General features: G+C 66.7%; 10 protein-coding genes. 6 read left to right on the forward strand and 4 right to left on the reverse strand.

Annotated elements, in window-relative coordinates; translation table 11 throughout:
- Positions 1–102: 102 nt before the first annotated feature.
- Complete coding sequence (locus WS70_RS24055) at positions 103–1,044, reverse strand: alpha/beta fold hydrolase (protein ID WP_082716580.1); 942 nt, start codon at positions 1,042–1,044, stop codon at positions 103–105.
- Between the two features lie 369 nt (positions 1,045–1,413).
- On the opposite strand from WS70_RS24055, the gene WS70_RS24065 reads away from it, so the two are divergent.
- Together WS70_RS24065 and WS70_RS24070 are read left to right on the forward strand one after the other, a co-directional pair.
- Positions 1,414–1,812, forward strand: a complete 399-nt coding sequence (locus WS70_RS24065; protein WP_059473966.1) for a carboxymuconolactone decarboxylase family protein — start codon at positions 1,414–1,416, stop codon at positions 1,810–1,812.
- Between the two features lie 342 nt (positions 1,813–2,154).
- A complete protein-coding gene (locus WS70_RS24070) occupies positions 2,155–3,102 on the forward strand; it encodes a delta(1)-pyrroline-2-carboxylate reductase family protein (protein WP_059473967.1) in 948 nt (315 codons plus the stop codon).
- Here the strand turns inward: WS70_RS24070 and WS70_RS24075 are convergent.
- Positions 3,074–3,919 carry an alpha/beta hydrolase gene (locus tag WS70_RS24075; protein ID WP_059598459.1) on the reverse strand — a complete coding sequence of 282 codons (846 nt, stop codon included), beginning with the start codon at positions 3,917–3,919 and terminating at the stop codon, positions 3,074–3,076. The two genes, WS70_RS24070 and WS70_RS24075, sit on opposite strands and share 29 nt — an antisense overlap.
- Positions 3,920–3,989: 70 nt before the next feature.
- Positions 3,990–5,147, reverse strand: coding sequence for an OpgC domain-containing protein (locus WS70_RS24080; RefSeq protein WP_059598458.1), 1,158 nt, complete (start codon positions 5,145–5,147; stop codon positions 3,990–3,992).
- Positions 5,148–5,573: 426 nt separating this feature from the next.
- On the opposite strand from WS70_RS24080, the gene WS70_RS24090 reads away from it, so the two are divergent.
- Positions 5,574–6,728, forward strand: a complete 1,155-nt coding sequence (locus WS70_RS24090) for a porin (protein WP_059473970.1) — start codon at positions 5,574–5,576, stop codon at positions 6,726–6,728.
- Positions 6,729–7,084: 356 nt separating this feature from the next.
- Complete coding sequence (gene ltrA, locus WS70_RS24100; protein WP_108034046.1) at positions 7,085–8,563, forward strand: group II intron reverse transcriptase/maturase; 1,479 nt, start codon at positions 7,085–7,087, stop codon at positions 8,561–8,563.
- 668 nt (positions 8,564–9,231) lie between these two features.
- Here the strand turns inward: ltrA and WS70_RS24105 are convergent.
- Complete coding sequence (locus tag WS70_RS24105; protein ID WP_059597697.1) at positions 9,232–10,143, reverse strand: LysR substrate-binding domain-containing protein; 912 nt, start codon at positions 10,141–10,143, stop codon at positions 9,232–9,234.
- Positions 10,144–10,756: 613 nt separating this feature from the next.
- Between WS70_RS24105 and WS70_RS24110 the strand changes: the two genes are divergently transcribed.
- Together WS70_RS24110 and blaPEN-bpc are read left to right on the forward strand one after the other, a co-directional pair.
- The gene (locus WS70_RS24110; RefSeq protein WP_059473972.1) at positions 10,757–11,743 is read left to right on the forward strand and encodes a peptidoglycan DD-metalloendopeptidase family protein; all 987 of its coding nucleotides are present in this window, start codon (positions 10,757–10,759) and stop codon (positions 11,741–11,743) included.
- A gap of 213 nt (positions 11,744–11,956) precedes the next feature.
- A complete protein-coding gene (gene blaPEN-bpc, locus WS70_RS24115; protein ID WP_059597696.1) occupies positions 11,957–12,844 on the forward strand; it encodes a PEN family class A beta-lactamase, Bpc-type in 888 nt (295 codons plus the stop codon).
- The last annotated feature ends 272 nt before the right edge of the window (positions 12,845–13,116 follow it).

Here is a 13,116-nt window from a genome sequence, read left to right on the forward strand (position 1 = left end):
GCGCAGAAGCGTCGCGCGCCGATCGACTCGCCGCCGCGCCTCACGTGAGCAAACGCGCGCTGTTCCGGACTCGGCGCGAATCGGCCGATCCGAGATTGACAGTCAGTTCGCCGGCGCGGCGGCGAGATCGCCGGGCGCTGCGTCAGGCCCCATCGCGATCGATTCGCGTATGAGCGCGGCGAGCTTGTCGGCGTCGTGTTCGGGAATCCAGTGGGTCGCGTGCGGCAGCACCTCGAGCCGGTACGGGCCGCTCACGAAGTGCCGCGCCAGCTCGGCGCCGCGCCGCGACAACGCCGCATCCCGCGCACCCCATATGTGCAGCACGGGCACCGACACCTTGCGGGACAGATAGCCGGGCGGCGTCAGCGGGATCGCGCGGTACCAGTTGAGCGATGTCGTCAGCGCACCCGCGTCGACGATGTCGGTATAGACGGCGTCTACTTCGTCGCGCGTCATTCCGGTGCGCGTCAGCATTTTCTCGAACAGTTTGCGACCGCGCGTGACGAACAGCTCCGGCAGCTTCGGCAACTGGAAGAGGCCCATGTAGTACGAGCGGAACAACTGGTCGCTGCTCAGCATCGAGCGCATGAACGCACCCGAGTGCGGCACCGACACGGTCGTCAGCGTGCGCACCGCGGCAGGGTGCTGGGCCGCGAGCGCCCAGGCGACGGCCGCTCCCCAGTCATGGCCGACGACGTGGACCGGGCCGCCGCCGAGCCGCTCGATCAGCGCGACGACGTCGCCGACGAGGTGCGGCATCCGGTACGCGGCGACCCGGTGCGGGCGTGCGCCCGGCGAGTAGCCGCGCTGGTTTGGCGCGACGGTCCGGTAGCCGTCGGCGTTCAGCGCGGCCGCGACGCGCGCCCAGCACTTCGCCGTCTGCGGCCAGCCGTGCAGCAGCACGATGATTTTGCCGTCGATCGGGCCCGTATCGACGACGTCGAAAGTCAGTCCTTCATGATTGAACGAAGTCACGCGGCGCGCATCGGCATCATCCAAGGTCGGATCTCCTGATTTATGTCTTCGATATCCTGTCTTCGGCATTCGCGCGACGCGCGACGCAATGCGCAAGCCGTCGTCGTCGGCCTGTGCGGCGTGCGCTTGCACGGGCGTTCGCCCGTCGTCGCACGGGGGGCGCGGCGATGGGCGCAGGGCGCCGGCAGCGCGCGGCATCGAATGAGTCTAGGCTGCGGCTGTCGATTTGCCTACTGGATATTCGTGATGTGACTCATTGACCATCCGGAATTTGCTCGCGCGACATCTGGCGGCGCGCCGGACGGAAGCGCGCCGCCAAGGGGGCCCCGCAATGGGGGAAAACCTCGACCGCGAAGCGCCGGCGCCGGGATCGAAGCCGTGTAGCATCTGAGACGACCCGGAATCCACTACGAACATCCCTTTCGAGAGAGGCGCAGCATGAGCGAAGCAGACCGCGAGCAGGGCAAGGCGCGCCGGACGCAGGTGATGGGCGACGCCTTCGTCGAGCGTGCGATGAGCAACCTGGACGGCTTTTCGCGGCCGTTGCAGGATTGGCTGAACGAGCATGCGTGGGGCAGCACGTGGCAGCGCGGCGGCATCGATCTGAAGACGCGCAGCCTGTGCACGTGCGCGATGCTGGCGGCGCTCGGCCGCGGCCACGAGCTCAAGGGGCACGTCCGCGGTGCGCTGAACAACGGCGCGAGCCTCGTCGAGATCCGCGAGGTGCTGCTGCACAGCGCGCTGTACGCGGGCGCGCCCGCGGCCGTCGAGGCGTTCCGCAATGCGCGCGAAGTGATCGATGCGCTGGGGCTCGGCGTGCCCGATGACGGCGAATGACGGCGACGTGCGCCGCGTCGCCGGAATCGCGCATTGGGCTCGCGGCAGCGCCGACCGGCCGCGACGGCGGCGGCGGCCGTCTGCTTGCGGATCATCGCTGATCGTCGATACTGGAGTAGCTGAGTAGCTGAGTAGCTGAGTAGCTGAGTAGCTGAGTAGCTGAGTAGCTGAGTAGCCAAGTAGCCAAGTAGCCAAGTAGCCAAGTAGCCAAGTAGCCAAGTAGCCGAGACGACTGATCGACGCCGCAAGAGCACGAAGCCGAAGAGCAACACCGAACAACCAGAAAAGCCCCCGAACGGACCCACGAACCCGAAGCCGACGCTCCCTTCAGGAGGACAAACGATGACGACAGCGGTTTTCGACGCGGCGCAGACGTCGCGACTGACGCCGTTCGCCGAGCTGGTGGATGCATTGCGTACGGCCGCGCTCGACGCGGCCGACGGCCGGATCGCGAGCCCGGCGCGGCTCATCGTGCCGCTCAACGAAGGCGGCGTGATGCTGTCGATGCCTGCGTCGGCGTCCGATCTCGCGATCCACAAGCTCGTGACCGTGTGTCCGCGCAATCGCGGCGGCGATCGGCCGACGATCCAGGGACAGGTGAGCGTCGTCGATCCGACGACGGGCGAGCCGCTCTTCGCGCTCGACGGCCCGACTGTCACCGGTCGCCGGACGGCTGCGGTCACGCTGCTCGCGATCCGCACGTTCCTGCCCGCCGCGCCGCGCGACGTGCTGCTGATCGGCGCCGGCGCGCAGGCCGCGCATCACGTCGACGCGCTCGCCGCGCTGTTTCCCGGCTCGCGGGTGCGCGTGAAGGCGCGTACGGCCGCGCAAGCGGCGACGTTCTGCGAGCGATTGCGCGCGGTGCTGCCGACGCTCGAGCCGATCGACGGCGACGCGCCGCCCGATACGCTCGATGCGATCATCACGTCGACGACGAGCGCGACGCCCGTCTACGACGAGGCGGCGCGGGCGGGGCGGCTCGTCGTCGGCGTCGGCGCGTTTACGCCCGACGCGGCCGAGGTCGGCGCGCGGACGATCGCAGGAAGTGCGCTCTACGTCGACGATCCGGCGGGCGCGCGCCACGAGGCGGGCGATTTGATCGCCGCAGGCGTCGACTGGATGCGCGTGCATTCGCTTGCCGACGCGCTGCGCGCGAAAGAAGCGGCTGCGCCTGCATCCGCCGAGGCCGTACCGGGTACGCCGGTATTCTTCAAGAGCGTCGGCTGCGCAGCCTGGGATCTCGCCGCGTGCCGCGTCGCGCTCACTTCACGCACTCGAGCGTGTACTTGAGCGCCGGGCCGATCAGGCGCCGCCACACGTCCCACGTGTGCGCGCCGCCGACGATCCGCAGCGCGGCCGGATTCTGCGCGCGCCGCAGGTTCGTGTAGAGCACGCTCGACTCGGCCTGGATCGACAGGTCGTCGTCGCCCGCCGCGATGAACATCCGCAGCCGCAGCGGCTGCGCGAAATAGCTGCGCCACAGCGCCGGGTAGTTGAGCTCGTGCCAGACCTTCGGATCGAACTGCTTGTCGCCGAACACGCCGACGTAGCGCGCAGCCGAGCTGGCGGGCGGCTCGTTCGCGTAGATCGCGGGGCTCAGCAGCATCGCGCCGCAAAAGCGCTCGGGCTCGAGGAGCGCGAAGCGCAGCGCGCCATAGCCGCCCATCGACACGCCGCCGATCGCCCGTCCCGCGCGCTGGTTTGACACCGCGTAGTGCGCTTCGACGTCGGGAATCAGGTCGTCGAGGAAGGCGCTCTGCATCTTCTCCTTGCGGTCGACGTACCAATCGGTGCCGCCTTGCGGCATCACGATCACGACAGGCGGAATGTCCCGGCGCTCGATCAGCGCGTCGGCGGTGAACTGCAGGCGGCCCTGCGTGATCCAGTCGTTCGCGTTGCCGGCGTTGCCGTGCAGCAGGTACAGCACCGGATAGCGCGCGCCCTCCGGGTTGTAGCCTGCCGGCAGGTAGACGGTGTACGACCAGTCGCGGTGCAGCGCTTGCGAGCGGAACGTGCGGGTGGCGATGCTGCTGACGGGCGCCGCGTGCACGGCGAGAGGGAGCGCGGCGGCGAGCAGCGCGGCGAGAAACAAAACGAATCGGCGCATGACGGCGTAATTGGTATGGGCGCCGATATGCTAGCAGCAGCGAATGACAGTCGTGTGCGGGTTTTCTGCGTCAGCGCCTCGGCCGGCGCAGCGGCGGGCGCAATGGCGGCCTGAACGGCTGCAACAGCCGCGATTGCCGCACGAAGTCCGACATCCGTGCGACGAGCGGCGCGTACAGCTTCGCGACGACGTACAGCAGGCCGACCGCCGCCGCATCGGCGACGAGTCCGAGCGGCAAATTCAGGTAGCCGTCCGTCGCCGCGTACAGCAGCGAATCGACCGACAGCGAGATGCCCGTGCCGGCGACGAAGCAGAGCAGCCCCTGCCGGCCGATCGTGCCGATCCACGGCATCGCTTGCGCGATGCGATGCATCCAGCCGAGATGGACGAGCTTCGCGGCGAGCCATGCGATCGCGATGAAGTTCGCGAGCCGCAGCGGGCCGAGGTTCTGCTTGATCGACGGATCGGTCGGGAACGGCTCGATGCGCAGCCGGTAATACGCGCCCGCCGCGACGACGGCGATCGCGGCCGCGGTCGCGAACCAGCCGACCGGCCGCCGCGCGAGCACCTGATAGATCGGCTGGCAGCGCGCGACGATGCCGAGCACGAACAGGAACTGCCACGCGAACGGATTGAAGTCCCACGGCGCGCCGTCGGCGGTCGGCAGATAGCCGGCGATCTTGCGCGCGGCGAGCCACAGCGCCGCGCTTGCGACGACGAGCAGCCACCACCCGCGGCTGCGCGCGACGGGCAGCGCGAGCGGCACGAGAAGCGCGAAGAACGCGTACATCGGCAGCACCGACGCGAGATACGGCTGACGCCTGAGCAGCAGGATGTCGCGAAGCGCGGCGAGCGGCGCGTGCAGCAGCCCTTCGAGATCGTTGGTCGGCATGTTCGGCGCATCGATCGCGAATGCGTTCAGCACCGCGGTGATGAGGAGCATCAGGCCGGCCGTGAACAGGAACGCGCGGTAGATTTCAAACGCACGTTTGACGAAGCGCTGGCGCGCGGCGGCCTCGGTGTGGCGCGCGGCGAGCGAGTTGTACGCGATCGCGGTCGCGAAGCCGCCGAGGAAGACGAACACCTCGGCCGCGTCGCAGAGCGCGTACGCGTGCAGCGTGACGCGCGACAGGATGCTGCCGCCGATATGGTCGACGACGATGACGAGCAGCACGAGACCGCGGAAGAAGTCGAGCTCGGCGTAGCGTTGGGCCGGCGCGGCGTTCATGCGGCGTCGCGTGCGCGCGACGCGCGACGGACGCGGTGCGAGGCTGGAACGGCGAAAACGGGGACGGACAAGGGACGCATGATGGGGGGGCGGCATCGCTACATGATCGGATTCAGACGACGATGGTCGCGCATTGTGCCATCGAAGGCGAGGGTTTCGGGTTTACGCGAAGTTACAAACGATCCTGACGAAATCCCGACACAGTAGTTGGCAATACGCAACGAAATGTAAAAAAAGTGATGCACCAACATGGACGTTGCATTTTTTGCATGACAGTATTTCTTTCATTGCAGCAATCCCGCGACGTGGGCCGTCGGAGACGGGATGCACTCGAAATGCTCCGAAATGGGGCGCCGAAATTTGAAATGCGTCGTGGCAGCCTGGCTTGTGCGAGGTTGTCGAAAACAAAGTCTGGAGATACCGATAATGAAAAAGCAAGTCATTTCCGCAACCGCTTTGCTCGCATTCGCCGCGCCGGTTTTCGCCCAAAGCAGCGTCACGCTGTACGGCGTGATCGACGAGGGCTTCAACTACACGAGCAACGTGAACGTCAACGGCGTGGGCAAGAGCAACTACCAGCTCGCGAGCGGCTTCGCGCAAGGCAGCCGCTGGGGTCTGCGCGGCTCGGAAGACCTGGGCGGCGGCCTGAAGGCGATCTTCACGCTGGAAAACGGCTTCGATCTGAACAATGGCAAGCTTGGCCAGGGCGGCCGGATGTTCGGCCGCCAGGCGTTCGTCGGCCTGTCGCACACGCAATTTGGTTCGCTGACGCTCGGCCGTCAGTATGACTCGGTCGTCGACTACCTCGCGCCGCTGACCGCGAACGGCAACTGGGGCGGCACGCTGTTTTCGCACCCGTTCGACAACGACAACACGGACAACTCGTTCCGTGTGAACAACACGGTCAAGTACGCGAGCCCGGACTGGAACGGCCTGCAAGTCGGCGGCACGTACAGCTTCAGCAACGCGACCGGCTTCTCGAACAACCGTCAGTACAGCATCGGCGCCGCGTACACGATGGGCGGCCTGCAACTCGCCGCCGCGTACCTGCAGGCGAACAATCCGGGCAAGACCGCGAGCGGCGCAATCGCGGACAACGACGCGAACTTCACGGCCGACCGCCTGCGCATCTTCGGCGGCGGCGTCAACTACACGTTCGGCCCGGCGACGGTCGGCTTCGTGTACACGAAGGCCGACATCAAGAATCCGGTGTCGACGGTCTATCTGCCGTCGTCGACGTTCACGGGCCTCGGCCTGACCGCGACGAAGTTCCAGAACTTCGAAATCAATGGCAAGTACCAGCTGACGCCGGCGCTCTTCATCGGCGCGCAATATGTGTATACGGACGGCAAGTTCGACGCGGCCGCGGGCAACGTGAAGCCGAAGTACCACACGGTCGGCCTGATGGCGGACTACAACCTGTCGAAGCGCACCGACGTCTACCTGCAAGGCGCATGGCAGAAGGTCGCGGGCGACAAGACGGGCACGATCGCGGACGGCGGCTATGTCGTCGGTACGGATGGCCCGTCGGCTTCGGCGAACCAGTTCGCGGTCCGCGCGGCGATCCGCCACAAGTTCTGAGTGTGCCGGGAGACCGGCAAGGAGTAAGTGGTGCAAGTCCACTGCGATGAAGGTATAGCGAGCCACATCGGCCCCGAGCCGTGCGCAGGCCGCCGCGAGGCGGTCGGCGAAGCGTCGGTAGGGGAGCGTGTGGGCCAGCCATTGAGCCGCGATAGTTGTGTTATTCCGGGTGCCGACGCGGTTCAGAACGCGGAAGGCAACACGAAGGGGCGCGCAAGCGCGAGCGCCTCGACGACCCGGCGTGGTCAGAGACCCTGGCACGCACGGACGCTCCTTGTGCGGGAACCGGGAGATCTCTCGTCTGGCCAGTCGCAACACGGGCTGGTCCGCATCGGGAAGGCGAGGAGCCGTAGCCGATGATGAACGGACGGGAGAAGTCAGACTCCGCCGTATTAGCGAGGAAGCCTGCGAACAACGCCGGGAGACCGGGAGCGGAGCAGGTGGAGCGAAGGGCGGGGACCAAGGGGAACACGGGTCAGTCCAGCACGCGCCGAGCGCAGAACCGGGCAAGCGTGTCACAGGGGCTGGAACGTGTACGGCAAGCTGCAAGGCAACGGAAGAAGGAGCGGTTCACCGCGCTACTGCACCATGTCACTGTCGACCGGCTCCGGGAGTCGTTCCTTGCGCTCAAACGCGATGCGGCTCCGGGAGTGGATGGCATGACATGGCGGTACTACGAGGCAGGACTGGACGAGCATCTCCAGCGTTTGCACGCGCAGGTACACAGCGGAGCGTATCGGGCATTGCCCGTTCGACGGCAGTACATACCCAAGCCGGACGGTAAGCAGCGCCCGTTGGGGATTGCCGCGCTGGAGGACAAGATCGTCCAGCGCGCGGTGGTTGACGTGCTGAATGCGATCTACGAGGGGGACTTCCTCGGTTTCTCGTACGGGTTCCGGCCCGGGCGCAGTCAGCACGATGCGCTGGACGCATTGGCAACAGCGATCACCAGTACCCCGGTGAACTGGATTCTGGACGCCGATCTCAGGAGCTTCTTCGACTCGGTCAGCCAGGAATGGCTGGTCCGTTTCATTGAACACCGGATCGGCGATCAACGCATCATTCGTCTTGTGCACAAATGGCTCAAGGCGGGCGTGCTGGAAGATGGAGAGGTGAGCATCAGTGAGCTAGGTACGCCGCAGGGATCAGTGGTTTCACCGCTGTTCGCGAACGTGTATCTGCATTACGTGTTTGACCTCTGGGCCAATCGGTGGCGACGGCGGGAAGCCAAAGGCAACGTCATCATTCTGCGATACGCAGATGATGTAGTGGTCGGCTTCGAGCATGAAGCCGACGCGCGGCGTTTCTGGGATGCGATGCGTTCGCGGTTGGAGGAGTTCGCGCTTGCGCTTCACCCGGACAAGACGAGGCTGCTGGAGTTTGGTCGCTATGCGGCGGCCCACCGCCGGCGTCGCGGCCTTGGCCGGCCGGAAACCTTCACCTTTCTGGGCTTCATCTTTATCTGCGGCAAATCGCGCCGTGGCGCCTTCCAGCTTCAGCGGAAGACCCGGGGCGATCGTATGCGGGCGAAGCTCAGGCAGATCAAGGAGGAGCTTCGGCGACGCATGCACGAACCGATTCCTGTGCAAGGGAAATGGCTTGGGCAGGTGGTGCGCGGCTACTTCGCGTACCACGCAGTACCCACGAACTCGCGCGCACTTGGCGCGTTCCGCTACCACATCGTTGATCTCTGGCGGCGCGCGCTCCGGCGCCGTAGCCAGAAGGACCATATGACGTGGACGCGGGTCGAGAGGATCGCGGACGCCTGGCTCCCTCAACCTCGCATTCTTCATCCATGGCCGGATCGGCGCTTTGCCGTCAAGCACTCAAGGTAGGAGCCCGGTGCCCGAATTGGGCACGCCGGGATCTGTGCGGGGGGTGTTCAGTAATGGGCATTCCTACCGCGATTTCGGGGCGGCCACGCGGCGGGGCGCGATCGAGCGTGCCGCCGGCGGCCGGTTCGCTTCGGCTTGCGTTCAGCCGGCTCGTTTGGCCGGCTGAACGGCTTGGTGGTTCAGTCGACGAAGTTGGGTTCATCCAGCGGAGCTTGTCGGACCCACTGGTGAGTCGTCGACACAAATCGCGTCGGTGTGCGCAGTTGCGGGTGCATTTCAATCGGTCTTTAGCGCGGTAAACGCTTGGGTCTCGCCGAGCGGCGCTTGGGTCCTCTCCATCTTTCCCCTCGGCAGCAAGCGGATACGTGTGCGTATTTATTTTTCATCAGCGCGATGCCGTGCATCTTCGCTAACCGCTAACCGCATTTGCTGTTCGCGTCCGCCGGGCGGTTCGGATCGAACGCGGCGGAATCCACGTCTTTCCCGTTCTGCTTGTTTGCTGCACAGATCAGCTGACAATTCGCTCGACCCGAACGAGCCCCGGCAGATCGTCCATCAAGCGATGCTTGCCGCGCCGTACGCGTGGTGGGCGCGGTGCATAGCCGATCCGCGGCGATTCCCCGGGCCGAAGCGCCGCGACGAGCGAACGCCATTCGGCGACCAAGCGATCAAGCCGCGAACGATTCGCCCTTGCCCGGATCGTGCGCGAGAAACGCGATGAAATCGCGCGTGTATTTCGGCAATTCGTCGAAGCTGCGCGCACAGATCGTCAGCCGGCGGTGCGCCCACGGATCGGTGAGCTCGATCAGGCGGATCTGCATCGTCTGTTGCGCGCGCAGCGCCGCATGGCGCGACACGATGCCGATCCCGACGCCGCGCTCGATCAGCCGGCAGATCGCGTCGAAGCTCTTCAACTGCACGCGGTAGTCGATCCGCTTGCCGAGCGCCTTCGCTTGTTCGGCGAGGTGGACCTGCAGCGCGCTGCCGTCCGTCATGCCGATGAAGTCGGCGTCGACGAGTTCCGTGAACGCGATCCGCTCGCGTGCGGCGAGCGGATGGTCGACCGCCGCGACGGCGATCAGCCAGTCCTCGCGAAACGGCATCTGCTCGAGTCCGTCGAGGCCGACCGAATCGGCGACGATTCCGAAATCCGCCGTCTTGCCGCGGATCGCATGGACGATCTCCTGACTCGAGCGCTCCTCGACGCTCACCGACAGCTTCGGATGGCGCGGCAGATATTCGGCGAGCGCGTCGGGCAGGTACTCGCTGAGCGCCGCGGTGTTGCTGAGGAGGCGAATGTGGCCGCGCAGTCCGGCGCCGAATTGCTGGAGTTCGCCGCGCATGTGGTCGATCTGCTGCAGCACGACGCGCGCGTGGTGCTCGAGCGCGCGGCCGGCTTCGGTCGCGCGCGTGCCGCGCTTCGCGCGCTGCAGCAGCGGGACGCCGAGTTCTTCTTCCATGCCGCGAATTCGCTCGCTCGCGGATTGCAGCGTCATGTGCGCGCGCTCGGCGCCTCCCGTGATGCTGCCGGCTTCGCAGACGTGCAGGAAAAGTCGCAGATCGGTCAGGTCGAATCGCATGGGGCTTGCGTTGTCGTTGTAATGGCCGATACGGTAACAGGATTGCGGCGCGGCGCGTTCAGGCTGTGCCTGAGCGCCGCTTCGCCGGTTCCGTATTTTCGTGTGACGAATTGCCGCGCATCATGTCCGCTCGTTCGTCGATCCGGAGGCGCGCATGCGAAGCAACCCGTCTTGGCTCCTGGCGTTCAAGATCGCGTTGCACATCTTCTTTCTCTGCTGCGGCGTCGCTTTCGCGTATTCGACGCTGGTCGCGGCGTAGCCGTGACGCGAACGGTCGCGGAGGGTGCGGCGCACGAATTCGCCGTCGGGTGAACGGGGCGCGGCGCGTGCGGATCGCCCGGACGCCGTGCGCAAAAAAACGCGCCCAGTCGTCCGAAATAGGCTCGGTTCGGCATTTTTGACGGGGCGAACGCGTGTTTTGCGCTGTGCATCGAAGTCGTGCTTATCAGCGTCGCATCAGCGAATTATTTCGTTTCAAGCGGAATTGCAGCGGTGCAATTTCAGTTTCCACAATTCTTGCTGCGATTTTGTCATCATTCTTGCATCCGGTTACACGCGCTCGCGGCGATTTTTGAGATGCTCAAAAAATTCAATGACCGGAGTTGTCTCGAGCATGAGCAAGAGCGAGATCGACCGCAGTGTCGCGTGGCTGTCCGGCATGGCGGCCGCGCTCGTCGTCGCGGGTTGCGCAACCACGTCGCCTGTCACGCCTACCGATACGCTCGCCGATGCGGCGGCTGCCGCTTCGTCGGCGAGCGCCGCGCAGGCGGCCGCCGCGCCGCCGGCCAGCGATGCGGCGCAGCATCAGGACAAGTCCGTCGCGCCGGCGCGCTTCGCGACGCGCTACCTCGTGAAGCGCGGCGACACGCTGTCGGCGATCGCCGACGCGAACGGCTGCACGGTGCGCGACCTGCAGGCCTGGAATCACATGGGCCGCCGGACCCGAATCGCCATCGGGCAGGTGCTGCGGATCGCGCCGCCCAGCGCGGAAAATGCAGCCGCCTCGCAGGCGGCGAGCGGCCCCAATTTCGCACGTGCGCCCGGCATTGCCGCCGCCGCGGCCCGTACGAACGGTTCGGCAAGCGGGGCGAGCGCGGCGCCGGCCGGCGGCACGAATCCGTCGTCGTCGGTTGCTGATGCGTCGCAGTCGGCTTCGACGCCCGAAAGTGCCGCCGATCGCGCGGCGAACCGCCGCGTCGTGCAGGAAACGAAGCGGCATGCGCAGTCGATCGCGCTCGCGTGGCCGGCGAAGGGCGCGATTGCCGAAACGTTCCAGCCCGGCCGCAACCGCGGCATCCGGATCGTCGGACGCGCGGGCGATGCGGTGCGCGCGGCGGCGTCGGGCCGCGTGATGTATGCGGGCACGGGCCTGAACGGCTACGGCACGCTGATCCTCGTCCAGCACAACGTGGATTTCCTGACCGCGTATGCGCACAATCGCAAGGTGCTCGTGAAGACGGGCGACATCGTTCAGCAGGGCGAACAGATCGCCGAGATGGGTGCCGGCGACAGCACGCGCGCGGGGATGTTGTTCGAAGTACGGCGAGACGGCAAGCCGGTCAATCCCATGCAGTATCTGCCGGGCCGGCAGCAGGGATAGCGATCGATCGCGCACGCTGGCGGCGTGCGAACGAGAGGCGGGCGATGCGCGGCGAATTTGACGCATCGCCCGGGCGCGGCGTCGTGCGCGCGAGCGGCCACAAATCCGCACGGTTTCGTGCAGCGAGAACTGATACGCTCGTGGGCCGCGATTCCGGGTGCGCGAGTGCCGCGCCGCCCGGTTCGCGTCCGTTCACCCTCTCGCTATCCGCTTATGAACCATTCTCCGTTGCGCCGTTCACTGCTTGCTGCTGCCGTTTCCGCGCCGCTGATCGGCGCATGTGCGCCGCTGCGCGGCAACCCGAACGGCGTCGCCGCCGCCGAGCGGCAATTGGGCGAACTCGAGTCGTCGTTCGACGGCCGACTCGGCTTCGTCGCGCTCGACACGGCGACAGGCGCGTGCATCGCGCATCGCGCCGACGAGCGCTTTCCGTTCTGCAGCACGTTCAAGACGATGCTGTCGGCCGCGATCCTCGCGCGCAGCGCGGGCGACGCCACGTTGCTGCGGCGCCGGATTCCGTATGAGAAGCGCGACCTCGTCAGCTATTCGCCGATCACCGAGAAGCACGTCGGCGAAGGGATGACCGTCGCCGAACTTTGCGCGGCGACGCTCCAGTACAGCGACAACACGGCAGCGAACCTGCTGATCGCGCTGCTCGGCGGTCCGCAGGCCGTCACCGCGTATGCGCGTTCGATCGGCGACACGATGTTCCGCCTCGACCGCCGGGAGACCGAGCTCAATACCGCGATTCCCGGCGACGAGCGCGACACGACGACGCCTGCCGCGATGGCCGCGAGCGTGCGGCGGCTGCTCGTCGGCGATGCGCTCGGCGTTGCGCAACGTGCGCAACTCGATACGTGGATGCTCGGCAACACGACGGGCGGCGCGCGGATCCGCGCGGGCGTGCCGGCCGACTGGCGTGTCGCCGACAAGACGGGCACGGGCGATTACGGGACGGGGAACGACATCGGCGTCGCGTATCCGCCGAACCGCGCGCCGATCGTGATCGTCATCTATACGACGATGCGCGACAAGAATGCGCAGGCGCGCAACGACGTGCTCGCGTCGGCGGCGCGGATCGCCGCGCGGACGTTCGGCTGACGGTACGCCGTTCGGGGGTGTCCGGCGCGCGGGTGGCTGGCGGCGGCTCAACGCGTCGTGCGAGCGATGCCGTGCGCGCCATGCCGATGCGTCGGGCATCGTCGTTTCGGTGAGGCGATCGTCCGACGCGTGATCGGCTTCGGCGGTCGCCGGCATGCACGCGATGTCGATCGATCCGCTTGGTCGTGTTCGTTGCGAGGCGGGCCGCCCTGAGGCGCGCAGCGTGCGCCACGAACGGGCGCGGGCAGCATCCTCCCGTTTGGCGACGGGGA

The sequence above is a fragment of the Burkholderia mayonis genome (genome assembly GCF_001523745.2).
In the GTDB taxonomy this organism is placed as follows: domain Bacteria; phylum Pseudomonadota; class Gammaproteobacteria; order Burkholderiales; family Burkholderiaceae; genus Burkholderia; species Burkholderia mayonis.